The 22,795-nt window shown below is 70.0% G+C and carries 19 protein-coding genes and 1 pseudogene; 6 read left to right on the forward strand and 14 right to left on the reverse strand.

Features of this window, described 5'->3' with window-relative positions:
• Positions 1 to 102: 102 nt before the first annotated feature.
• From NLX86_RS04030 to NLX86_RS04050, 5 genes are all read left to right on the forward strand, one after another.
• On the forward strand, positions 103 to 1,434 hold the full coding sequence (locus NLX86_RS04030) for a DUF2252 domain-containing protein (protein ID WP_254370170.1): 1,332 nt from the start codon (positions 103 to 105) through the stop codon (positions 1,432 to 1,434).
• A 58-nt stretch (positions 1,435 to 1,492) separates the two neighbouring features.
• Positions 1,493 to 2,182, forward strand: a complete 690-nt coding sequence (locus NLX86_RS04035; RefSeq protein ID WP_254370171.1) for a hypothetical protein — start codon at positions 1,493 to 1,495, stop codon at positions 2,180 to 2,182.
• Between the two features lie 51 nt (positions 2,183 to 2,233).
• Positions 2,234 to 3,028: a DsbA family protein gene (locus tag NLX86_RS04040; protein WP_254370172.1), complete on the forward strand. Its 795-nt coding sequence runs from the start codon at positions 2,234 to 2,236 to the stop codon at positions 3,026 to 3,028.
• Between the two features lie 149 nt (positions 3,029 to 3,177).
• Positions 3,178 to 4,821: an alkaline phosphatase D family protein gene (locus NLX86_RS04045; protein ID WP_254370173.1), complete on the forward strand. Its 1,644-nt coding sequence runs from the start codon at positions 3,178 to 3,180 to the stop codon at positions 4,819 to 4,821.
• Between the two features lie 344 nt (positions 4,822 to 5,165).
• Positions 5,166 to 6,092 carry a zinc metalloprotease gene (locus NLX86_RS04050; protein ID WP_254370403.1) on the forward strand — a complete coding sequence of 309 codons (927 nt, stop codon included), beginning with the start codon at positions 5,166 to 5,168 and terminating at the stop codon, positions 6,090 to 6,092.
• Between the two features lies 1 nt (position 6,093).
• On the opposite strand, the pseudogene NLX86_RS04055 reads toward NLX86_RS04050, so the two are convergent.
• The 5 genes and pseudogenes from NLX86_RS04055 to NLX86_RS04075 form a co-directional block, all read right to left on the reverse strand.
• A pseudogene (locus NLX86_RS04055) lies at positions 6,094 to 6,429 on the reverse strand (dienelactone hydrolase family protein); the annotation flags it as partial.
• Positions 6,430 to 6,746: 317 nt separating this feature from the next.
• Positions 6,747 to 7,229 (reverse strand): GNAT family N-acetyltransferase, encoded by a 483-nt coding sequence (locus NLX86_RS04060; RefSeq protein WP_254370174.1) that lies wholly within the window; start codon positions 7,227 to 7,229, stop codon positions 6,747 to 6,749.
• The gene (locus tag NLX86_RS04065) at positions 7,226 to 8,167 is read right to left on the reverse strand and encodes an RluA family pseudouridine synthase (RefSeq protein WP_254370175.1); all 942 of its coding nucleotides are present in this window, start codon (positions 8,165 to 8,167) and stop codon (positions 7,226 to 7,228) included. The genes NLX86_RS04060 and NLX86_RS04065 overlap by 4 nt, the downstream gene beginning before the upstream one ends.
• A 17-nt stretch (positions 8,168 to 8,184) precedes the next feature.
• A complete protein-coding gene (gene lspA, locus NLX86_RS04070) occupies positions 8,185 to 8,745 on the reverse strand; it encodes a signal peptidase II (RefSeq protein WP_254370176.1) in 561 nt (186 codons plus the stop codon).
• A gap of 92 nt (positions 8,746 to 8,837) precedes the next feature.
• On the reverse strand, positions 8,838 to 10,019 hold the full coding sequence (locus NLX86_RS04075; RefSeq protein WP_254370177.1) for a TraR/DksA family transcriptional regulator: 1,182 nt from the start codon (positions 10,017 to 10,019) through the stop codon (positions 8,838 to 8,840).
• Positions 10,020 to 10,612: 593 nt separating this feature from the next.
• On the opposite strand from NLX86_RS04075, the gene ileS reads away from it, so the two are divergent.
• Positions 10,613 to 13,756, forward strand: a complete 3,144-nt coding sequence (gene ileS, locus NLX86_RS04080) for an isoleucine--tRNA ligase (protein ID WP_254370178.1) — start codon at positions 10,613 to 10,615, stop codon at positions 13,754 to 13,756.
• 414 nt (positions 13,757 to 14,170) lie between these two features.
• Here the strand turns inward: ileS and NLX86_RS04085 are convergent, their stop codons facing one another.
• The 9 genes from NLX86_RS04085 to ftsW all read right to left on the reverse strand — a co-directional run bounded on the left by NLX86_RS04085 (position 14,171) and on the right by ftsW (position 22,788).
• Positions 14,171 to 15,352, reverse strand: a complete 1,182-nt coding sequence (locus tag NLX86_RS04085; protein WP_254370179.1) for a DivIVA domain-containing protein — start codon at positions 15,350 to 15,352, stop codon at positions 14,171 to 14,173.
• 55 nt (positions 15,353 to 15,407) lie between these two features.
• Positions 15,408 to 15,698, reverse strand: coding sequence for a YggT family protein (locus NLX86_RS04090; protein ID WP_254370180.1), 291 nt, complete (start codon positions 15,696 to 15,698; stop codon positions 15,408 to 15,410).
• 70 nt (positions 15,699 to 15,768) lie between these two features.
• The gene (locus NLX86_RS04095) at positions 15,769 to 16,374 is read right to left on the reverse strand and encodes a cell division protein SepF (RefSeq protein ID WP_254370181.1); all 606 of its coding nucleotides are present in this window, start codon (positions 16,372 to 16,374) and stop codon (positions 15,769 to 15,771) included.
• 124 nt (positions 16,375 to 16,498) lie between these two features.
• Positions 16,499 to 17,218, reverse strand: a complete 720-nt coding sequence (locus tag NLX86_RS04100) for a YggS family pyridoxal phosphate-dependent enzyme (protein ID WP_254370182.1) — start codon at positions 17,216 to 17,218, stop codon at positions 16,499 to 16,501.
• Positions 17,218 to 17,952: a peptidoglycan editing factor PgeF gene (gene pgeF / locus NLX86_RS04105; RefSeq protein ID WP_374213835.1), complete on the reverse strand. Its 735-nt coding sequence runs from the start codon at positions 17,950 to 17,952 to the stop codon at positions 17,218 to 17,220. Before pgeF ends, NLX86_RS04100 begins: the two co-directional genes overlap by 1 nt.
• A gap of 2 nt (positions 17,953 to 17,954) precedes the next feature.
• Entirely contained in the window at positions 17,955 to 19,163 is a 1,209-nt protein-coding gene (gene ftsZ / locus NLX86_RS04110) for a cell division protein FtsZ (protein WP_254370184.1), read from the reverse strand.
• A gap of 284 nt (positions 19,164 to 19,447) precedes the next feature.
• Positions 19,448 to 20,245, reverse strand: coding sequence for an FtsQ-type POTRA domain-containing protein (locus NLX86_RS04115; protein ID WP_254370185.1), 798 nt, complete (start codon positions 20,243 to 20,245; stop codon positions 19,448 to 19,450).
• A 41-nt stretch (positions 20,246 to 20,286) separates the two neighbouring features.
• Positions 20,287 to 21,381 carry an undecaprenyldiphospho-muramoylpentapeptide beta-N-acetylglucosaminyltransferase gene (gene murG / locus NLX86_RS04120; protein WP_254370186.1) on the reverse strand — a complete coding sequence of 365 codons (1,095 nt, stop codon included), beginning with the start codon at positions 21,379 to 21,381 and terminating at the stop codon, positions 20,287 to 20,289.
• A gap of 6 nt (positions 21,382 to 21,387) precedes the next feature.
• The gene (ftsW, locus tag NLX86_RS04125) at positions 21,388 to 22,788 is read right to left on the reverse strand and encodes a putative lipid II flippase FtsW (RefSeq protein ID WP_254370187.1); all 1,401 of its coding nucleotides are present in this window, start codon (positions 22,786 to 22,788) and stop codon (positions 21,388 to 21,390) included.
• Between the last annotated feature and the right edge of the window lie 7 nt (positions 22,789 to 22,795).

Genomic DNA, 22,795 nt, shown 5'->3' on the forward strand with positions numbered 1-22,795 from the left:
ACGTCTCCGGACTGACAGCGTGAGGGCACTCGCGGGTACCTTCGTGCGTTGTCAGGACGGAAACACCAGTCCTATGTGTCATGCACCAGGAGGCCCCTCGCGATGTCGGTCCCGCAGCCCAGCGCCGAGCAGCGCGGCGAAGAGATTCTCGCCGTTTTCGACACCGCCTTCGGTGAACTCCTGGCCGCCGACCCGGCCGCCTTCCGGGTCAAGTTCCGGAAGATGGCCGGCTCGGCGTTCGCGTTCTACCGCGGCACGGCATGCCTCTTCTACCGGGACCTGGAGCATGATCAGCGCAGCGGCCCGTACCTGGACGACCGCACCGGCCGGGTGTGGATCCACGGCGATCTGCACGCCGAGAACTTCGGCACGTACATGGACTCCAACGGCCGGCTGATCTTCAACGTCAACGACTTCGACGAGGCGTACGTGGGCCCCTTCACCTGGGACCTCAAGCGCTTCGCCGCCTCCGTCGCGCTGATCGGCTACACCAAGGCGCTCAGCGACGAGCAGATCACGGCGCTGGTACGGACGTACGCTGCCGCCTACCGCGAGCGCATCCACGCCCTGGCGACCGGCGCCAAGAACGACGAGGTCCCGCCCTTCACCCTGGACACGGCGGACGGGCCGCTGCTGGACGCGCTGCGCGTCGCCCGCTCACTCACCCGTTTCGGGCTGCTCGACTCGATGACCGAGATCCGCGACTTCGAGCGCCGCTTCGCACCCGGCGGCGGTTCGATCGAGCTGGACGCCGCCACCCGCTACAAGGTGCTCGACGCGTTCGACGGCTATCTGGAGACCCTGCCCGAATCGAGCCTGGCCCGCCCCGACTCGTACCGGGTGAAGGATGTCGTCGGCCGCCGCGGTATAGGCATCGGCTCGGCCGGGCTTCCGTCGTACAACATCCTGCTGGAGGGCAACAGCGACGCCCTGGAGAACGACGTCGTGATCTATCTGAAGCAGGCGCAGACCCCGGCCGTCTCCCGGCACATCACCGACCCGGCCGTCCGCGACTACTTCCAGCACGAGGGCCACCGCACGGTGATCTCGCAGCGGGCGCTCCAGGCCCACGCCGACCCTTGGCTGGGCTGGACGGAGCTGGACGGCGCCGGGCAGCTGGTGGCCGAGGTCTCGCCGTACGCGGTGGACCTGGACTGGTCGGACATCGACGACCTGGAGGAGATCGCGGAGGTCGTCGCCGATCTCGGCCGGGCCACGGCCACGATGCACGCGGCGGCGGACGACGAGAGCGGCCATTCGCTGGTGCCGTTCTCGACGGAGCGGGCCATCGACGCGGCGATCGCGGCCGACGAGGACGGCTTCGGGGACCTGCTGGTGGACTTCGCGCACTCCTACGGGGCGAGGGCGCGGGCCGACCACCAGATCTTCGTCGACCTCTTCCGCAACGGCAGGATTCCGGGCCTGGGCCTGTAAGGGCGCCCAACGTCCGGCCTTAGGAACCCCCTACAGGACGGCATGGCACACTCACCCGGTGGACATATCGGCGAACCGGCTCAGGGCATTTCGCGCGGCGCTTTTCACAGCGCTCGTCGTGACGCTCTCGGCTGCCTCGCACGTCCTGCTCTCCGGGGTGCCGCTGCCGCTGACTGTGGTCGCCGCGCTGTCCGGCGCCGTGTTCGTCATCGCGTACGCACTGGCCGGCCGGGAGCGCGGCTACTGGCGGATCGCCGGGCTGCTGGTCCCGCTGGAGCTGGCGGCCGACACGGTCTTCACCACCGGACAGCACGTCTGTTACGGGCAGGCCGGCGGCCCGGTCGCGGGCCCGCTGCGCTCGTTCGGTGTGGACGTGCTGTGCGGGGGCTCCGAGGTCGGGGCCCCGCTCGCCCGCGTCACCGGCCCGGGGCAGAACCCGGCGGCCCTGCTGCTGGACTCCCCCGGCCCCGCCACCCCCTGGCTGCTCCTCGCCGCGCATGTCACGGTCGGGCTGCTGGCCGCCGGCTGGCTGCGGCACGGTGAGAGCGCGCTCGCCCAGCTGCTGCGCGCGGCGGCCGCCCTCGCCTTCCGGCCGCTGCTGATCGCGGTGGCCGCGGCCGGTTCCGTGGTGGCTCCGGTGCGGCGCGGGGCCCGGCCCGGAGCCACCACGCGTACCACGCACGCCCGCGTCCTCGTGCACTCCGTCGGACGGCGCGGACCGCCCTGCTCGGCGCTCACCCCCGCCTGAGCAGAGCAGTCCCCCGAGCTGCGCCCCACGAGACCACACGGAGAAACGATCATGAGTGTACGCAACAGCCAGTCCAACAAGGCTGCCGCCCGCGAGCGGCTGCGTCAGGAGCGCGAGCGCCAGGCCAGGAAGGAAAAGACCCGCCGCCAGCTGGTCGTGGCCGGTTCCGTCGTCGGCGTCCTCGCGCTGGCCGGCGGCATCGGCTACGCCGTCATGCAGATGAACAAGCCCAGCGCATGGGAGGCGGCCGCCGACAAGAATCTCGTCGCGCCGAAGAACACCGAGGGCAAGGACGGCACCACCGTCGTCATCGGCAAGAAGGACGCGAAGAAGACGCTGGAGCTGTACGAGGACGCGCGCTGCCCGATCTGCGCGACCTTCGAGCAGGCCGTCGGCGAGCAGGTCAAGAAGGACGTCGACGCCGGCAAGTACCGGCTCCAGTTCATAGGCGCCACCTTCATCGACAACTCCGACAACGGCGAGGGCTCGAAGAACGCGCTGAGCGCGCTGGGTGCGGCGCTCGACGTGAGCCCCGAGGCGTTCTTGGAGTACAAGGCCGCGCTCTACTCCAAGGAGAACCACCCTGAGGAGAGCAAGGACAAGTTCGCCGACGACAGCTATCTGCTGAAGATCGCGGACGGCGTCGCAGCCCTGAAGAGCAACGCGGCGTTCCAGAAGGCCGTGCAGGACGGCACCTACGACAAGTGGGCGCTGGAGATGTCGAAGACCTTCGACAAGAGCGGCGTGGAGGGCACTCCCACGCTGAAGATGGACGGCAAGAAGATCGAGACGCCGCAGACCCCCGCGCAGTACACCGAGGCGATCGACAAGGCGCTGAAGGGCTGACGGTCTGAGGGTGACGCGGCCCGCGGGGTGACGCGGTGCGCGGGTGACGTCCCGAAGGGCTGACGCTCAGTCAACTGACCGTCGACGGGCGGGCAAACTTTCGAAGTTTGCCTGCCCGTCTCGCATACCGGTCAGTAATGTGATCGGCCGTGACCAGTCTTCTCCCCTCTTCTTCCCCGCGTCGCCGCACGGTCGTCAAAGCCGCCGCCACCGCCGCTGTCGCCCCGATCGCCTTCGGGACCCCCGCCTCCGCCGCCGTCATCGCGGCACCCGCCTTCCTCCACGGCGTCGCCTCCGGCGACCCGCTGCCCGACGGGGTCCTGCTGTGGACCCGCGTCACCCCCGCCCCGGATGCCGTTCCCGGCTCCGGCAAGGGGCCTGACACCACCGTGAGTTGGGAGGTGGCGGAGGACAGGGGCTTCACCCAGCCGGTCACCCGCGGCTCGACCACCGCGACCGCCGCCTCCGATCACACGGTCAAGGTCGACGTCAGGGGCCTGCGCCAGGCCACCGCCTACTACTTCCGGTTTACCGCGGGCGGCACCGTGTCCCCCGTCGGCCGGACCCGCACCACGCCGGCCGCTGACGCGGCGACGCCGGGCGTCCGGTTCGGGGTGGTCTCCTGCGCCAACTGGGAGTCGGGCTGGTTCTCGGCGTACAGACACCTGGCCACCCGCACCGACCTCGACGCGGTCCTCCATCTCGGCGACTACATCTACGAGTACCCGACGGGCGGCTACCCGGCGCCGGAGTACGCCGTACGGCAGCACGAGCCCGAGCACGAGATCCTGAACCTCGCCGACTACCGCACCCGGCACGCCACCTACAAGACCGACGCCGACCTCCAGGCGCTGCACGCCGCGCACCCGGTCATAGCGATCTGGGACGACCACGAGATCGCCAACAACGCCTGGTCGGGGGGCGCCGAGAACCACACCCCGGGCGCCGAGGGCGAATGGGCGCAGCGCGCGGCCGCCGCCAAGCAGGCGTACTTCGAGTGGATGCCCGTACGCACCTCCACCGAGGGCACGGTCTACCGCCGGCTGCGCTTCGGCAAGCTGGCCGACCTCCACCTCCTGGACCTGCGCTCCTTCCGGTCGCAGCAGGTGACCGTGGGCAGCGGCAAGGTCGACGACCCGGAGCGTACGGTCACCGGCCGTGCCCAGCTGGACTGGCTCAAGTCGGGCCTGGCCGCCTCCGACGCCTCCTGGAAGCTGGTCGGCACGTCGGTGATGATCTCGCCGGTGTCCTTCGGTTCCGTACCCGCGCATCTGCTGGGGCCGCTGGCCGGGTTGCTCGGGCTGCCCAAGCAGGGCCTGGCCGTCAACGTCGACCAGTGGGACGGCTACACCGACGACCGCAGGGAACTGCTCGCGCATCTGACCCAGCGGGGCATCAAGAACACCGTCTTCCTCACCGGCGACATCCATATGGCGTGGGCCAACGACGTGCCGGTCAAGGCTGCGACTTATCCGCTCTCGCAGTCCGCCGCCACGGAGTTCGTGGTCACCTCGGTGACATCGGACAACCTCGACGACATCCTCCATGTGGCGCCGGGGACCGTCTCGCTGGCCGCCTCCACCGCCGTCAGGGCCGCCAACCGCCATGTGAAGTGGCTGGACATGGACTCCCACGGCTACGGGGTCCTCGACGTGACCGCCGAGCGCTCGCAGATGGACTACTACGTCATCTCCGACAAGACCGCGCAGAACGCGAGCGCGAAGTGGGCGCGCTCCTACCGCACGCTCAACGGAACGCAGAAGGTCGAGCGGGTGAACCAGCCGGTCCGCTGACAGCCGATTTCCAGCCACATCCCGGCTTGTTACACACAGATCACGCCAGCAGGCGGGTGGTGTAAATCCGCCATCCGAAACCGGACACACCACCCGCCTCGGTAACCGTCCGCGTTACCGACTCATCTCAAAGTCCGGACCAGACCGAAAGTTTTCTCCTCGATGCCCCAATTGATCAGACGATTGATTGGGCTTGTTCAATCCTCATCAAGATCTGGCATGCGCACGTAATCTCCCGGCAGCGGCGAGGAAGTCACCTCCGCCCGCCCCCACGAGGAGTCAATGTGCGCGCTCTTGCCCGGATATCCCCCCGTCTGCGCAGCAGGTTCATCGCTACCGCAGTGATGGCCGGAACCCTGGTCCTCTCCCCGCTCTCCGCACCCACCGGAATCGCCGCCGCCAAGGCCCCCGCGGAGGACTGCGCCGACACCGCGAGCGCCTCCGCCACCGCCCGCGAAGCACGCCCGGGCGGCGCGGCACACCACGACGAGCCCAACGAGGTGACCGCGGCGCAGGCCAAGGCCATGGACGCCGACCTGCAGAAGAGACTCTCCAAGGCCCGCGCGAACGGCAGAAGTCTCTCGGCCGCCGCCGTGACGTCCATCCCGGTCTACTTCCACGTCATCCACAGCGGAACCACCGGCAAGCTCACCGCGACCGACATCAACAACCAGATGGCGGTCCTCAACTCGGCCTTCGGCGGCCAGGGCACCGGCAACGCGAACACCAACTTCCAGTTCACGCTGGCGGCCACGGACTACACCGACAACGCCTCCTGGTACAACCTGGCCTACGGCTCGAGCCAGGAGACGGCGATGAAGTCCGCACTGCGCAAGGGCGGCGCCGGCGCGCTCAACTTCTACACCGCCAACCTCAGTGGCGGGCTGCTGGGCTGGGCGACGTTCCCGAGCTCGTACGCCTCCAACCCGCAGGGCGACGGCGTCGTCGTACTCGACAAGTCGCTGCCCGGCGGATCCGCCGCCAACTACAACGAGGGCGACACCGCCACCCACGAGGTCGGCCACTGGATGGGGCTCTACCACACCTTCCAGGGCGGCTGTAACGGCAACGGCGACTACGTCTCCGACACCCCGGCCGAGAAGAGCGCCGCGTACGAGTGCCCGACCGGCCGCGACTCCTGCGCCAGCAAGACCGGCGTCGATCCGATCCACAACTTCATGGACTACACGTACGACTCCTGCATGTACCAGTTCACCGCGGGCCAGGTGACGCGTATGACCAACAGCTGGACGGCCTACCGGGCAGGCTGACCTACAGCGTGTCCAGGAAGGCGAGGGCGACCCGCCAGGTCCGCTCTGCGGCCTCGGCGTCGTAGTCCGGCAGTTCGGGGTCCGTGTAGAGGTGTCCGGCGCCGGGGTAGTGGTGGATCTCCACCTCTGCCCCGGCGCGCCGCGCGCGCAAGTACCAGGCGTTCAGCCAGTCGTGCGGCTCGAGGGGGTCAGGGTCCGCGATGTGCAGCTGTACGGGCAGCTCGTCCACCGACGCATCGTCCGCGATGTCGGACGTACCGTGCAGCAACAGCACGCCGCGGGCCTTCTCGTCGGCGAACGCCAGATGCTGCGCGACGGAACCGCCGAAGCCGGGGCCTGGCTGGTATTCCGGATCGCCGCCGCGGTCGTGGAGTCCACCTACGCCCGGCGACGTCACCGGCCGAACTGCCACCGGACGGGCAGTGGCCGGAGCGCGGCAAATCGGACCGCATTCCGCCGCCCGCGGAGGAGATCCACAGCAACAACTCCGCGGCGTACACGGCGGATGCGGACGCGGAAAGCCCGGACGGCAGCCACCCCCGCACCGGCCGCGGCTGACCGCCCATCGCCGCCCGCTCACCGCAGGCTGCGGACGTCCGGGTGCCGGAGTACGCGGTCCATGATCTCCGGGTCCGCGCACGGCGCGCAGCCCGGTCAGAGCACCTTGCGCATCGCGCGGTGCGCGATCCCCGCGTCGGCGAACTCCGGGCCGTAACTCACGTATCCCAGCCGCTCGTAGAACCCGAGCGCATGCGTCTGCGCGTGCAGATCGACGGCCGTCAGCCCGAGCCGCGCCGCTTCCGCCTCGATGGCCCGCACCAGGGCGACTCCGACGCCCAGCCCACGGGCCGCCCGGCTGACGGCCAGCCGGCCGAGCGAGCCGACCGACACATCGGCGCCCCCGGTCTTCGCCGCCGCGGCCGGACCGTACAGCAGCCGCCCGGTCCCCAGCGGGCCTGCCGGCCCGAGAGCCAGCGCATGCGCGGTGTCGGCGCTGTCCGCGTCGAACGCGTCGTACTCGATGTCCGCGGGGACTTCCTGCTCGACGACGAAGACTTCCCTGCGGACCGCGAAGCACGCCTCGCGGTCGGCCGGACCGGTCGCGACGCGGACGGTGTACGAGGCGGTCGTACTCACTCGCTCTCCGCCCGGATCACGTCCAGCGCCTGCTGGAGGTCGGCCGGGTAGGCGCTCTCGAACTCGACCCACTGGCCGTCCGAGGGGTGCTCGAAGCCGAGGCGCATGGCGTGCAGCCACTGCCGGGTCAGCCCGAGCCGCTTGGCGATCGTCGGGTCGGCGCCGTACGTCAGGTCGCCCACGCAGGGGTGCCGGTGGGCGGCCATGTGCACGCGGATCTGATGCGTACGGCCCGTCTCCAGCTTGATGTCCAGCAGCGACGCGGCCCGGAACGCCTCGATGAGGTCGTAGTGCGTGACGGACGGCTTGCCCTCGGCGGTCACGGCCCACTTGTAGTCCAGGCTCGGATGCCGGCCGATCGGCGCGTCGATGGTGCCGCTCATCGGGTCCGGGTGGCCCTGGACCAGCGCGTGGTAGCGCTTGTCGACCGTACGCTCCCGGAACTGCTGCTTGAGCGAGGTGTACGCGCGCTCCGACTTGGCGACGGCCATCAGCCCGGAGGTACCCACGTCCAGCCGGTGCACGATGCCCTGCCGCTCCGCCGCACCGGAGGTCGAGATCCGGTAGCCGGCGGCCGCGAGGCCGCCGATGACGGTGGTGCCGGTCCAGCCTGGGCTGGGATGCGCGGCGACGCCGACCGGCTTCACGATGACGACGATGTCGTCGTCATCGTGGACGATCTCCATGCCCTCGACGTGCTCGGCGACGATCTGCACGGGCGCGGGGGGCGCGGGCATCTCCACCTCGAGCCAGGCACCACCGCTCACGCGCTCGGATTTCCCGACGACGCTGCCGTCGACCGAGACCTTCCCCGCAGCCGCGAGCTCGGCCGCCTTCGTCCGGGAGAAACCGAACATACGGGCAATGGCGGCGTCGACACGCTCGCCTTCCAGGCCATCGGGTACGGGCAGGGTTCGAATCTCGGGAATCGTACTCACCCGTCGAGTATGCCTTGTCAGTCCTTGTGGACCGTGCCGTCGGGGTCCAGCCCGCGGAACGACAGGATCACGATCAGGATGCCTCCGCACACGATCGCGGAGTCGGCGAGGTTGAAGACAGCGAAGTGGGCGGGCGCGATGAAGTCGACGACCGCGCCCTCGAAGACGCCCGGCGAGCGGAAGACCCGGTCGGTGAGATTGCCGAGCGCGCCGCCCAGCAGCAGGCCCAGCGCGATCGCCCAGGGCAGGCTGTACAGCTTGCGCGCCAGCCGGGCGATCACCACGATCACGGCCGCCGCGATGATGGTGAAGACCACGGTGAAGGCTTCACCGACGCCGAACGCCGCGCCGGGATTGCGTACCGCCTCGAACTTCAGCAGATCGCCGATGATCTCGATCGGCGCGTGGTGCTCCAGCTTGGCGACCACGATCATCTTGCTGACCAGGTCCAGCGCGTAGGCGAACGCGGCCACGGTGAACAGCGCCAGGATCCGCCGCCTGCCCTTGGGCCGGTCGACCGGAGCCGACTCGGCTCCTTCCACATCCGGCGTACCGATGATGCGCTCCGCCTCTGCCACGTGAGTCCCTCAACCTAGGTGCCTGACCAGAAGACGAGGGTACGGCACAGGGGTGCGGACCCCCGAGGCCCCCGGGCGCCCGCACCGCGGTCTCAGGAGCGCCGCTCCTGCTTCTGCTTGCACTCCACGCACAGCGTGGCCCGCGGGAAGGCGAGCATCCGGGCCTTGCCGATCGGGTTGCCGCAGTTCTCGCAGAGCCCGTACGTGCCGGAGTCGAGCCGCTCCACGGCCCGCTCGGTCTGTTCCAGCATCTCCCGCGCATTGGCGGCGAGCGCCAGCTCGTGCTCGCGGGTGATGTTCTTGGTGCCGGTGTCGGCCTGGTCGTCGCCCGCGCCGTCCCCGGAGTCCCGCATCAGGCCGGTGACGGCCTGCTCGGAGTGCAGGATCTCGTTACGCAGCCGCAGCACCTCGCCCTCCAGCTCGGCGCGCGCGTCCGCGACCTCTTCGGGCGTCCAGGGGTCCTCACCGGGCCGGACCGCCAGCTCGCCCGGTTCCGCCGGGGCTGCCGTACGCGCCTTGGGCAGGGCGGTCGCCGCCGCCGAGGCCCGCTTCCTGGCGGCCGTTGTCCGGGCCGGAGTCTTCTTCGCAACCACCGTCTTGGCTCCCGTCTCATCCGCGGCCTGCGCCGCCCCCTTGGCCGCGGTGGCGGCCTTCCTCGCGGTCGCCTTGGCAGATGCCGCAGCGGGTGCCGCCTTCTTGGCCGCGGCCTTCGCCGGTGCCTTGGTGGCCTGGGCCTTCTTGGCCGGAGCCTTTGTGGCCGGAGCCTTTGTGGCCGGCGCCTTTGTGACCGGCGCCTTCTTGGCCTGTGCCGTGGTGGCCTGTGCCGTGGTGGCCTGTGCCTTGGTGGCCGAAGCCTTGGTGGCCGAAGCCGTGGTGGCAGGAGCCGTGGTGGCCTGTGCCGTGGTGGCCGGAGCCTTGGTGGCCTGGCCCTGGGTGGCCCGGCCCTTCGTGCTCTCGGCCGTGGTGTCCTCAGCCGCGGTAGCCGGCGCCTGCTCGGCCTGCGCCTTCTTGGCGGGCTTTGCCGACACCTTCTTCGCCGCGACCTTCTTCGCCTGCGTCTTGTTCACCGTTGCCTTCTTCACCGCGGCGTTCTTGACCGCTGCGGCCGTCTTCACCGCGGCCGTCCGCGCCGCCGTGGCCTTCTTCGCGACGGTTTTCCCGGCTGTGGCCTTGTTCGCGACGGTGGTCTTCTTCCCGTTCGCTTGCTTGGCCGCCGCACCGGTGGACCCTGCGGACGCCGTCTTCTTCTGTACGGCGGTCTTCTTCGCCACCATGGCCGCGGCCCCTTCACATATTGTGATCTTGCGCGCGAATCGTGCTGGGACGATAAATCGACTCCAGCCCCACGGCAACGGGCCACGCCGCCCGATCGGCCCGCCCCGCACATCCGGCAAGGCGAGCCTGCATCCGTTGTGCCCAGCTCCCCGCCCCGTAATCCGCCACACGGGCGCAGCCGGAGTCCGCAGGACCTCGTATACCCATTCGGGTCATGTGCGCAGTGGAGTCGCAGGGCAGTCGCAGGGGAGCCCCGAAGCCACCCGGCGGCCGGAAAACCTGTCTGCCGCGTCGCCCGGCGGCCCGTACACTGGGCCAAGCGAAAGGCATGGATGGGGACCAGTAGCGTCGTACGCAGCCAAGAGCGACCCGGGGACGGTGTGAGCCCGGGGGGCGAGCGCGAGGTGAAGCATCACCCCGGAGCCGCCGGAAGAAAGCCCACGGAACCACCGGGGGCAAGTAGAACCGGCATCGCAACCCCAATGAGGGGGCCACCGGCACCGTCGGCGGCCAAGGAGGGTGGTACCGCGGGAGCGCTCAACGGCTCTCGTCCCTCCGACGGAGACGACACGTCCGTTGGAGGAAGCCGCCGATGACATCGCCGCAGTACCGCCAGGTGCCCGCCCAGGTCGACCTGCCCGCGCTCGAGCACGCCGTGCTCGACTTCTGGCGCGAGAGCAAGGTCTTCGCCAAGAGCCTCGAACAGTCCGAGGGCCGCCCCGAGTGGGTCTTCTACGAGGGCCCGCCGACCGCCAACGGCATGCCGGGCGCGCACCACATCGAGGCCCGCGTCTTCAAGGACGTGTTCCCGCGCTTTCGGACCATGCGGGGCTACCACGTCGCCCGGAAGGCCGGCTGGGACTGCCACGGCCTGCCGGTGGAGCTGGCGGTCGAGAAGGAGCTCGGCTTCAACGGCAAGCAGGACATCGAGGCGTTCGGCATCGCCGAGTTCAACGCCAAGTGCCGCGAGTCCGTGACCCGGCACACCGACGCCTTCGCCGAGCTGACGACCCGCATGGGCTACTGGGTCGACCTCGACGACGCGTACCGGACGATGGACCCCGAGTACGTCGAGTCGGTGTGGTGGTCGCTGAAGGAGATCTTCAACAAGGACCTGCTGGTCCAGGACCACCGCGTCGCCCCCTGGTGCCCGCGCTGCGGCACCGGCCTGTCCGACCACGAGCTGGCCCAGGGGTACGAGACGGTCGTCGACCCCTCGGTCTTCGTCCGCTTCCCGCTGACCTCCGGCCCGCTGGCGGGCGAGGCGGCGCTGCTGGTCTGGACGACCACCCCGTGGACCCTGGTGTCCAACACCGCCGTCGCCACGCACCCCGACGTCACGTACGTCGTGGCGACGAACGGCGAGGAGAAGCTGGTGGTCGCCCGGCCCCTGCTCGAAAAGGCGCTGGGCGAAGGCTGGGAGCCCACCGGCCCGACCTTCACGGGTGCCGAGATGGAGCGCTGGACGTACGACCGCCCCTTCGCCCTGGTGGAGTTCCCGTCCGAGGCCCACTATGTCGTCAACGCGGACTATGTCACCACCGAGGACGGCACCGGTCTCGTCCACCAGTCCCCCGCCTTCGGTGAGGACGACCTCAAGGTCTGCCGTGCGTACGGCCTGCCGGTAGTGAACCCGGTCCGCCCCGACGGCACCTTCGAGGAGGACGTCCCGCTGGTGGGCGGCGTCTTCTTCAAGAAGGCCGACGAGGCCCTGACCAAGGACCTGGCCGACCGGGCTCTGCTGTTCCGGCACATCCCGTACGAGCACAGCTATCCGCACTGCTGGCGCTGCCACACCGCGCTGCTCTACTACGCGCAGCCGTCGTGGTACATCCGCACCACCGCGGTCAAGGACCGGCTGCTCCAGGAGAACGAGAAGACCAACTGGTTCCCGGAGTCGGTCAAGTACGGCCGCTTCGGCGACTGGCTGAACAACAACATCGACTGGGCACTCTCCCGCAACCGCTACTGGGGCACCCCGCTGCCCATCTGGCGCTGCGAGGAGAACCACCTCACCTGCGTCGGCTCGCGCGCCGAGCTGTCCCAGCTGACCGGCACCGACCAGTCCGCGCTGGACCCGCACCGCCCGTACATCGACGAGGTCACGTTCCCGTGCACCCACGAGGGCTGCGGGCAGACCGCGACGCGCGTCCCCGAGGTCATCGACGCCTGGTACGACTCGGGTTCGATGCCGTTCGCGCAGTGGGGCTACCCGTACAAGAACAAGGAGATCTTCGAGAAGCGCTATCCGGCGCAGTTCATCTCGGAGGCCATCGACCAGACGCGCGGGTGGTTCTACACGCTGATGGCCGTCGGCACGCTGGTCTTCGACAAGTCCTCGTACGAGAACGTCGTCTGCCTGGGCCACATCCTCGCCGAGGACGGCCGGAAGATGTCCAAGCACCTGGGCAACATCCTCCAGCCCATCCCGCTGATGGACCAGCACGGCGCGGACGCGGTGCGCTGGTTCATGGCGGCCGGCGGCTCGCCGTGGGCGGCGCGCCGCGTGGGGCACGGCACGATCCAGGAGGTCGTGCGGAAGACCCTCCTCACGTACTGGAACACGGTCGCCTTCCAGGCCCTGTACGCGCGTACGTCGGGCTGGGCCCCGTCGGCGGCGGACCCCGCTCCGGCGGACCGTCCCGTCCTCGACCGCTGGCTGCTGTCCGAACTCCACGCGCTGACGGACCAGGTCACCCAGGCCATGGAGGCGTACGACACCCAGCGCGCCGGCAAGCTGCTCTCGGCGTTCGTCGACGACCTGTCCAACTGGTACGTACGCCGCTCGCGCCGCCGCTTCTGGCAGGGCGACAAGGCGGCGCTGCGCACGCTGCACGACGTGGTCGAGACGGTCACGCGCCTCATGGCCCCGCTGACCCCGTTCATCACCGAGCGGGTCTGGCAGGACATGGTCGTCCCCGTCACGCCCGGCGCCCCGGAGTCCGTCCACCTCTCCCGCTGGCCGGAGGCGGACCTGTCCGCCATCGACCCGACGCTGTCGCAGCAGATGCTGCTGGTCCGGCGGCTGGTCGAGCTGGGCCGCGCGACACGGGCCGAGTCGGGCGTGAAGACCCGGCAGCCGCTGTCCCGCGCGCTGGTCGCGGCGGGCGGCTTCGAGTCGCTCTCCCCCGAGCTGCACACCCAGATCACGGAGGAGCTGAACGTCTCCTCCCTGGCCTCCCTCTCGGAGGTGGGCGGCTCGCTGGTCGACACCACGGCCAAGGCGAACTTCCGCGCGCTGGGCAAGCGCTTCGGCAAGGGCGTCCAGGCGGTGGCGAGGGCGATCGCGGAGACGGACGCGGCTGCGCTGTCGCTGGCCCTGCGCGAGGGCAGCGCGAGCGTCGAGGTCGACGGTGCGCCGGTGCCCCTCTCCCCGGAGGAGGTCATGATCACGGAGACCCCGCGCGAGGGCTGGTCGGTGGCCTCGGACTCGGGCGCGACGGTCGCGCTGGACCTGGAGATCACCCCGGAGCTCCGCCTGGCGGGCCTGGCCCGTGACGCGATCCGCCTGATCCAGGAGGCCCGTAAGAACAGCGGCCTGGACGTCGCGGACCGTATCGCGGTGCGCTGGTCCTCGACCGACGCGTCGACGACCGAGGCCCTGACCGAGCACGCGGAGCTGATCTCGGACGAGGTCCTGGCGACGGACTACGCGCAGGGCGCCCCGGATGCCACGTACGGCCCCCCGTTCAAGGACGAGGGCCTGGCCCTCACCTTCCGCCTCCGCAAGGCATAACCGTTCCAGGGATGGGCGGCCCGGCACCGATGGCGCCGGGCCGCCGGCGATGGGGCGCGGGGCCGAGAGGCAGCGCCCCCGCGCAGCGGCGGGCACCGCGCACCGGAAACGGCCAGCGCCTCGCTACCGCCGAACGGGCGGGCAGGGTGGGAGACCAAGCCCGCCCGCAGCGCGGGGAACCACCCACCGGCCCGCGGCGATGAGGCACGGTGCCGGGAGGCGGCGCCCGCGCGCAGCGGGGGACCGCGCACCGGAAACAGTCAGTCCCTCGCTACCGCCGAACGGGCGCGCAGCGCGGGGAGCCACCCACTGGCCCGCGGCCCACGCACCGGCACGGCAAAGGGCCGGGCCCCGGGGAAACCCCGGGGCCCGGCCCTCAGCCTGCCGACGGCTACGCGCTCAGCGCGCGGCCCGTCAGTTGTCGTCCTCGTCGATCAGAAAGCCACGCATCGGCGACGGAGCCTGCTGCATCGGCTGCGGCGCCTGCGGCCGCACCGGCGCCATCGGCTGGGTCATCGCGGGCGACATCTGCTGCTGGGCGCCGTACGACTGAGCACCCGAGGACGGCCCGTGGCCCATGGAGGGGTTGCCCATCGACGGGTTGCCACCCATCGTGTGCCCCATCGCACCGGCACCGGCCGGAGCCATGGAGCCGCTCATCGAGGGGGACGGCGGCAGCGACGCGGTCGCCGGCTGACGCGGCGGGGCCAGCGAGTCGTCCGCCTGGGTCTCCAGCTGACGCAGCTGGCTCTCCAGGTAGGACTTCAGGCGGGTCCGGTACTCGCGCTCGAAGCCGCGCAGGTCCTCGACCTTACGCTCGAGCGTGGCGCGGGCGGACTCGAGCGAGCCCATCGCGACGCGGTGCTTCTCCTGGGCGTCCCGCTCCAGTGCGTCGGCCTTGGCGCGGGCATCCCGCTCCAGGCCCTCGGCACGGCTGCGTGCCTCGCCGACGATCTTGTTGGCCTCGGAACGGGCCTCCGCGATCGCCTGGTCGGCGGTCTGCTGCGCCAGCGAGAGGACACGCGCGGCGCTGTCGCCGCCGGGGGCCTGGCCGGGCTGCGACAGCTGCGGGCCGTGGCCGCCCATGGGGCCGCCCATGGGGCCGCCCATCTGCTGACCCATCTGCTGGCCCATCTGCTGGCCCATCGGGCCGCCCATCGGGCCGCCCATCGGCTGGCCCATGGGGCCGCCCATCGGGCCCTGGCCCATGGGGCCGGGACCGTGCTGGCCCTGGGGGCCGTGTCCGCCGGGGCCGGCGGGAAGCTGGGGAGCGCCACCGGGCAGCTGGGGGGGACCCATCTGCGGGGGCTGCTGCTGGACCGGCGGGCCGGATATGGCGGCGGGAACGGGCGCACCGGGGCCGCGGCCGTCGTGCGGCTCCGGCGGCTTGCGCATGCCCTGCTGCTGCTGGTTCTGGGCGGCGGCACGCGTCGCCGCGGCCAGCTTGGCGCGCAGGTCCTCGTTCTCGCGGAGCAGACGGGTCAGTTCGGCTTCGACCTCGTCGAGGAAGGCATCGACCTCGTCCTCGTCATAGCCTTCTCGGAGGCGGACGGTCGTGAACTGCTTGTTCCGCACGTCCTCGGGGGTCAGCGGCATCTCTTCTTCACCTCTACGTAGTCGTCGGCAGTCGGCAAGACCGTATCGTCCACATTCACCTCGCGAAGCTGCTCACGAAGGAGATCAAGATGTAGACGATGATCATCAGAACGAAGAAGGACAGGTCGAGTGCCACGCCCCCGAGACGCAGCGGCGGAATGAACCGCCGCAAAAGCTTGAGCGGTGGATCGGTGACAGTGTAGGTGGCCTCCAGAACGACCACCATCGCCTTGCCGGGTTCCCATGCACGGGCGAACTGGAAGACGTAGTCCATGACCAGCCGGAAGATCAGCACGATGAGGAAGCACACCAGCACGATGTAGACCACCTGTAGTGCCACGCCCATCTTGCGCTTCCCTCTCCCCTGGCTCTCGCGTTTCCGGCCTTCCGGCCGGGTTCGTTCCCGGTGTCGTGTCTCAGCTCTGGTTGAAGAATCCGCCCTCAGCGATGCGGGCCTTGTCCTCCGCCGTGACATCGACGTTAGCAGGCGACAACAGGAACACCTTCTGCGTCACCCGCTCAATGCTGCCATGCAGACCAAAGACGAGACCCGCGGCAAAGTCGACAAGTCGCTTCGCGTCGGTGTCGTCCATCTCGGTGAGATTCATGATCACCGGGGTCCCCTCGCGGAAGTGTTCCCCGATGGTACGGGCCTCGTTGTAGGTCCGCGGGTGCAGTGTGGTGATGCGGTACGGCTCCCTCTCGGACACGACCTTGGGCATGATCACCGGTGCGTTCTTCTCCAAGTTCGAGCGTTCAGGTGTGATGGATGCCACGGGGGCGATTCGTGCCGGACGTCCACTTTCAGCGGGGAGCGGAACGGGCTCGCGCTGCGCGGGCGGATGCACTACTCGTACTGGTTCGTCCTGCACCTGCTGATGCGAAGGCTGGTGCCGCCGACGGTCCCGCTCCGGTTCCGGCTCGGGCTCGAACTCGTCATCGGGGTCGAACCCCGGGCCGTCGTACCCATCGTCCTCCACGAGGCCGAGGTAGACCGCCATCTTGCGCATCGCGCCGGCCATTCTCTGAGTCCTCCGCTCTGTGGTGGATCCGCCTCGCCGCCAAGCGTCCGAGATCCACTGAGTCTGACCGCCTATTGGCGGAAATGACCATATTTTCTGCTGTGGTCCGACTTGCTTGGCGACGTTACCCGAGCCGGGGTCGGACTCCGAGTACCGCAGTGCCGACGCGTACATGTGTCGCCCCGGCGGCCACGGCCTCTTCGAGGTCCGCACTCATCCCAGCTGACACCATGTTCGCAGCCGGATGGTCCGCGCGCAGGCGGGATGAGAATCCCATCAGCCGCTCGAATGCCGCCTGCTGCCGCCCCGCGTACGGGCCGGCGAGCGGCGCGACGGTCATCAGGCCGTCCAGCCGCAGTCCGGGCGATTCCGCCACAAGAGCCGCCAACTCCCCGATTCCGTCCGGCCCGACACCGCCTCGGGCACCCCGCTCGCCCGACTCGGCGTCGAGTGCGACCTGGATCAGGCAGCCGATCTCGCGCTCCGCCCGTACCGCCGCAACAGACAGAGCGGAAACGAGCTTCGCGCGGTCGATGGACTGCACCACATCGGCATAACTCGCCACGGAACGAACCTTGTTCGTCTGAAGTTGTCCGACGAAGTGCCAGTCGAGAGGCAGACCCGCGCAGGCGGCGGCCTTGGGGGCCGCGTCCTGGTCGCGGTTCTCGGCGACATGGCGGACGCCCAGCTCCGCGAGCAGCCGTACATCGCTCGCGGGATAGGTCTTGGTGACCACGATCAAGGTCACTTCCGTCCGCTTCCGACCGGCGGCCGCACAGGCGGAGGCGATACGTTCCTCCACCTTCACCAGATTTGAAGTGAGTTGAGTCTTGCGGTCCGTCATTACCTGTCCAACCAGACATATCCGGCGAGCCGCCCGGTCGTGCGGTCGCGGCGGTACGAGAAGTGGTCGCCCGATTCCAGGGTGCAGACCGGGAACCGTTGCCGGTCCCGTACCCCCCTCGCTTCGAGCTGGGCGTGCACTCCAGCGGTGACATCGACAGCCGGCGTCCCCCAGCTCGTCTCGGACCAGGCCTCCGGTACGGCGTCGGCGACTTCGGCCCGCATCGCTTCGGGGACCTCGTAGCAGCGTCCGCAGACCGCCGGCCCCGTCCGGGCGATGATCCGCTCCGGCTCGGCCCCGAGCGTGAGCATGGCGTCGACGGTCGCCGGCACGATTCCGGCGACCAGGCCGGGACGTCCGGCGTGCGCCGCCGCGGCCACCCCGGCGACCGGATCGGCCAGCAGGACCGGCGTGCAGTCCGCGGTCAGTACGGCGAGGGCGAGCCCGCGCCGCGCGGTGACCAGTCCGTCCACCGGCGGGGTCGGCCCCGTGGGCCAGGGGCCGTCGACCTCGGCGACATCGTTGCCGTGAACCTGGTTCATCCAGACCACGGCGCCAGGGTCGAGTCCGAGGGACTTCGCCGCCAGCGCCCGGTTGGTCAGTACGGCCTCCGGGGCGTCGCCGACCGCTCCGCCGAGGTTGAGCTCCTCGTACGGAGCGGCGCTCACCCCGCCCCACCTGTCGGTGAAGGCGAAGTGAGCGCCGCCCACAGGTATCACCGCGTCGTGCTGCACGGTCACTTCAGGAAGTCCGGGACATCCAGCTCTTCGGCCTGGCTGTCGTACGGACGGGCCGTCGGGACGTGCGGCGGGGCGGCCGGTGCGGACGGGGCCTCGTTCACCGGGGCCGGCTCGACCGGGGCCTGCACGTCCTCACGCGGGGTGACACTGCCGAGGCCGCCGAACGACGAGCGGGGCTCGGCCGCGCGGACCGGCGGCGCGGGCTCCTCGCGCTTGGCGGAGGTGGAGCCGATGACGTTCTCCCGGCGGGCCGGCGGCTGACCGCCGTCGAAACCGGCCGCGATGACGGTGACCCGCACCTCGTCGCCGAGCGCGTCGTCGATGACCGCGCCGAAGATGATGTTGGCCTCGGGGTGGGCGGCCTCGCTCACCAGCTGGGCGGCCTCGTTGATCTCGAAGAGACCGAGGTCCGACCCGCCGGAGATGGAGAGCAGTACGCCACGGGCGCCGTCGATGGACGCCTCGAGCAGCGGGGAGGAGATCGCCATCTCGGCGGCGGCCACCGCGCGGTCGTCGCCGCGGGCCGAGCCGATGCCCATGAGTGCCGAGCCGGCCTCCGACATCACGGACTTGACGTCGGCGAAGTCGAGGTTGATCAGGCCCGGCGTGGTGATGAGGTCGGTGATCCCCTGGACACCGGAGAGCAGCACCTGGTCCGCGGACTTGAACGCGTCCAGCACGCTGACCTGGCGGTCCGAGATGGACAGCAGCCGGTCGTTGGGGATGACGATGAGGGTGTCGACCTCTTCGCGCAGCTCGGCGATGCCGTCTTCCGCCTGGTTGGCGCGGCGGCGGCCCTCGAAGGTGAACGGCCGGGTGACCACACCGATGGTCAGTGCGCCCAGCGAGCGTGCGATGTTGGCGACGACGGGTGCGCCCCCGGTGCCGGTGCCGCCACCCTCGCCGGCGGTGACGAAGACCATGTCGGCCCCCTTGAGGACCTCCTCGATCTCCTCGCGGTGGTCCTCTGCCGCCTTGCGACCGACTGCCGGGTTCGCTCCGGCGCCGAGGCCCCGGGTGAGTTCACGGCCGACGTCGAGCTTGACGTCGGCGTCGCTCATCAACAGGGCTTGCGCATCAGTGTTGATCGCGATGAACTCGACGCCCTTGAGACCGACCTCGATCATTCGGTTGATGGCATTGACACCACCGCCGCCGACACCGATGACCTTGATGACTGCGAGGTAGTTCTGCGGTGCTGCCACGTCGAAGGCCTCTCGCCTCGAGTTACGTGTCGCCGCTTCGCGGGCCGCGCTGCGACGACTGATGCCGAAATGGGACGGCCCGACCAACCTGACTGCCGACCCGAACCCTAACGCTGAAGTTTAGGGTTACCAGTGTGTCTGTTCTCTGGACTCTTCCGAACAGGACACTAAGTCGACAAGTGGCGCACGTTCAACGAACACGCCGAACCTCCCGTTTTTCTTTTCACCCTATGTGATCACCCTTATCGGTGGCCAACCAGGGTGCTGGCCAGCTCGAATGTGCGTCAACTCCTCGATACTGCCGGGGCGGTGGGAGTGCTCACATCGAAGTGCCGGGCCTTGGGCGCTGCTTTCATGAGTGCGGTGATGGCCCGCACTTTGGCCTCGGTCCGCTCGCCGCTCCCCCACACGACCGTGCGGTCGCCGCTCAGCTCCAGCGAGATGGAGTCGTACGAACGCACCTTGATGACCCGGAGGTCCTCGGCGAACTCGCCGGGGAGTCCGCCTGTGACCAGTACCGCTTCGATGACCAGCCGGTCGGTGTCGAAGCGGCGCAGGCTCGGCGACTGATCCGCCGTCAATTCGAGCAGCGGGACACCCTTCGGCGCATTCGGGACCGTGGCGAAACGCACACCTTCCGCGTCCACTTCGATGAACTTTGCGCCCTTTTCGATGAGCAGCGCAGGCTTTCGTTCGACCACTTTCAGACCGATTCCGTGCGGCCAGGCACGGACCACGTCGACGGAATCGATCCGGGGCAGCCGGCTACGCAACCGGCTCTCGATCGCGTCGGTGTCGACGGAAATGAGCGGGGCGCCGAGGGGGACGTCAGCCGCCTCGCGCACCTCGCCGGGCGAGAGAACTTCGGTGCCCGACGCGCTCACCCGCTCGACGCGCAGCCAGGTCGAGCCGTAGAGCACCCAGGTTCCGAAGGTCCCGCCGAAAATCGCGGCGATGACGGCCAGGACCAGCAGCCGCCGGCCGCGGAACCCGAGCCGGCGGCGGGGCCGGCCCGGGCGGCGGGGCGGGCCGGCCTTCAACGCCTCTCGCTCACCGCGCTGTGCGGTCGTCGCTCCGGCCACGCTCCCTGTCGCCTCCTGCGTATGAGGCCCGTGCCGGGCGCTCAGCGGTTCCTTCGTGCGGCAATCGCCTCGTACACCATTCCGACAAGCAGATCATCGGCATCCCGGCGGCCGAACTCGGCGGCGGCGCGGGACATCTCGTACAGCCGGTGCGGATCGGCCAGCACCGGAAGCACATTGCCCTGGACCCACTCGGGAGTGAGCTCCGCGTCGTCGACGAGCAGACCACCGCCGGCCTTGACGACCGGCTGGGCGTTGAGCCGCTGTTCGCCGTTGCCGATCGGCAGCGGGACGTACGCGGCGGGGAGCCCGACGGCGGAGAGTTCGGCGACGGTCATCGCGCCCGCGCGGCAGAGCATCATGTCGGCCGCGGCGTACGCGAGATCCATCCGGTCCACGTACGGTACCGGGATGTACGGCGGCATCCCGGGCATGTTGTCCACGCGCGGCAGTTCGTTCTTGGGGCCGACCGCGTGCAGGATCTGGATTCCCGAGCGCTGGAGCACCGGCGCGATCTGCTGGACCACCTCGTTGAGGCGGCGGGCGCCCTGCGAGCCGCCGGAGACCAGCAGCGTCGGCAGGTTGGGGTCGAGCCCGAAGGCCGCACGCGCCTCGGGGCGGACCCGGGCCCGGTCGAGGGTGGCGATGGTGCGGCGCAGCGGGATGCCGATGTAGCGGGCGCCGCGCAGCTTGCTGTCCGGGGTGGAGACGGCCACGCCGGCCGCGTAGCGCGAGCCGATCTTGTTGGCCAGTCCGGGGCGGGCATTGGCCTCGTGGACGATGATCGGCACCCCGAGGCGTTTGGCCGCGAGGTAGCCGGGCAGCGCCACATAGCCGCCGAAGCCGACCACGCAGTCGGCCTTCGTACGCTCCAGGATCTGCTCCGCCGCCTTGATGGTGCCGCGCAGCCGCCCGGGGACGGTGATCAGCTCCGGCGTGGGCTTACGGGGCAGCGGCACGGCGGGGATCAGCCCCAGCTCGTAACCACGCTCGGGCACGAGACGGGTCTCGAGTCCGCGCTCCGTGCCGAGGGCTGTGATGCCCACGGTCGGGTCCTGCCTCCGCAGGGCGTCCGCGAGGGCGAGCGCCGGCTCGATGTGGCCGGCGGTCCCCCCACCGGCGAGTACGACATGCACCGAAATTCACCGCTCTCCGGACGGACGCTTCTTCACGCGCCGTCTCATCGACTTCCATCTCACCCCAGCCCGCTTCTTGCCGAAGACGGGCTGTCGCATGGCAAGCGCCGCACGCGCCGCGGGCTCCTCACGCGCGAACGCGATCAGCAGCCCGATGGCGAACATGGTCGGCAGCAGGGCGGAGCCTCCGTAGGAGAACAGCGGGAGAGGGACACCGGCGATCGGCAGCAGGCCGAGCACCGCACCCATGTTGACCACGGCCTGGGCCGTGATCCAGGTGGTCACACCTCCCGCGGCGTACCTCACGAAGGGGTCCTCCGTGCGTCCGGCCACGCGGATACCCGCATAGCCTAGAGCCGCGAACAGGGCGAGTACCGACAGCGTCCCCGCCAGACCCAGTTCCTCCCCGGTGATGGCGAAGATGAAGTCGGTGTGCGCTTCGGGTAGTTGGCCCCATTTTTCGACACTTGCACCCAGGCCGGATCCGAACCATCCGCCCGAGGCAAGAGCATAGATTCCGTGCACCGCCTGCCAGCACACGTCCCCCTTCCCCGGCTCGGTGGCACCGATGCAGGCGAGCCGGTCCATCCGGTGCGGGCTGGTCTTGATGAGCAGCAGCCCGATCACGGCGGACACGCCGAGCACCCCGGCGAACAGCCGGGTGGGGGCGCCGGCCATCCACAGCAGCCCGAACAGGATCGCGGTGAGGATGATCGCCGTACCCATGTCCCCGCCGAGCATGATCAGCCCGAGCAGCAGGAAGGCGACCGGGACGAGCGGCACCAGCATGTGCTTCCACTGGGCCAGCAGCCGCCTGTCGTGCTTGCGGGCCAGCAGGTCCGCGCCCCACAGGATCAGCGCCAGCTTGCCGAATTCGCTGGGCTGGAGCTGGAACGGGCCGCCGAGGTAGATCCAGTTCTGGTTTCCGTTGACGGCATGCCCTATCCCCGGCACCTGGACCAGGATCATCAGGAAGACGGTCCCCGCGAGCAGCGGGTACGACAGGGCGCGGTGCAGCTTCGACGGCATCCGCGAGGCGATCAGCAGCAGGCCGGAGCCGAGCAGCGCCGCCACGAACTGCTTGCCGAAGAAGTACGAGGCGGGCAGCGAGAGCTGCAGCGCCTTGATCATCGAGGCGGAGTACACCATCACCAGGCCGAGCACGGTGATCAGCATGGCGCTGCCGAGGATCAGGTAGTACGCGGTCAGCGGCCGGTCCCAGGCCCGCTGCGCCTGCTGGTACAGCCGCAGGGCGCTCGCCAGGGGGCCGCGGCGCGGCGGGCGCGACTGCGGCGCGGGGCGCCGCCGTCCCTGGACCCTGGGCGGCGCGGAGGGGCGTCCGGACCCGGCGGTGGTGCGCTGGCGCAGCGCGAACCCGAGGGAATGGGCGGTTTCGTCGGCCGGCATCAGGGCT

The organism is Streptomyces sp. A3M-1-3, assembly GCF_024213665.1.
In the GTDB taxonomy this organism is placed as follows: Bacteria; Actinomycetota; Actinomycetes; order Streptomycetales; family Streptomycetaceae; genus Streptomyces.

Excerpts from the sequence above, each read along its gene's own strand:
- NLX86_RS04030 (WP_254370170.1), top strand. The coding sequence starts at position 103 with ATGTCGGTCCCGCAGCCCAGCGCCGAGCAGCGCGGCGAAGAGATTCTC.
- NLX86_RS04040 (WP_254370172.1), top strand. The coding sequence starts at position 2,234 with ATGAGTGTACGCAACAGCCAGTCCAACAAGGCTGCCGCCCGCGAGCGG.
- NLX86_RS04050 (WP_254370403.1), top strand. The coding sequence starts at position 5,166 with ATGGCCGGAACCCTGGTCCTCTCCCCGCTCTCCGCACCCACCGGAATC.
- NLX86_RS04075 (WP_254370177.1), bottom strand. The coding sequence starts at position 10,019 with ATGGTGGCGAAGAAGACCGCCGTACAGAAGAAGACGGCGTCCGCAGGG.
- ileS (WP_254370178.1), top strand. The coding sequence starts at position 10,613 with ATGACATCGCCGCAGTACCGCCAGGTGCCCGCCCAGGTCGACCTGCCC.
- NLX86_RS04085 (WP_254370179.1), bottom strand. The coding sequence starts at position 15,352 with ATGCCGCTGACCCCCGAGGACGTGCGGAACAAGCAGTTCACGACCGTC.
- NLX86_RS04090 (WP_254370180.1), bottom strand. The coding sequence starts at position 15,698 with ATGGGCGTGGCACTACAGGTGGTCTACATCGTGCTGGTGTGCTTCCTC.
- NLX86_RS04095 (WP_254370181.1), bottom strand. The coding sequence starts at position 16,374 with ATGGCCGGCGCGATGCGCAAGATGGCGGTCTACCTCGGCCTCGTGGAG.
- NLX86_RS04100 (WP_254370182.1), bottom strand. The coding sequence starts at position 17,218 with ATGACGGACCGCAAGACTCAACTCACTTCAAATCTGGTGAAGGTGGAG.
- ftsW (WP_254370187.1), bottom strand. The coding sequence starts at position 22,788 with ATGCCGGCCGACGAAACCGCCCATTCCCTCGGGTTCGCGCTGCGCCAG.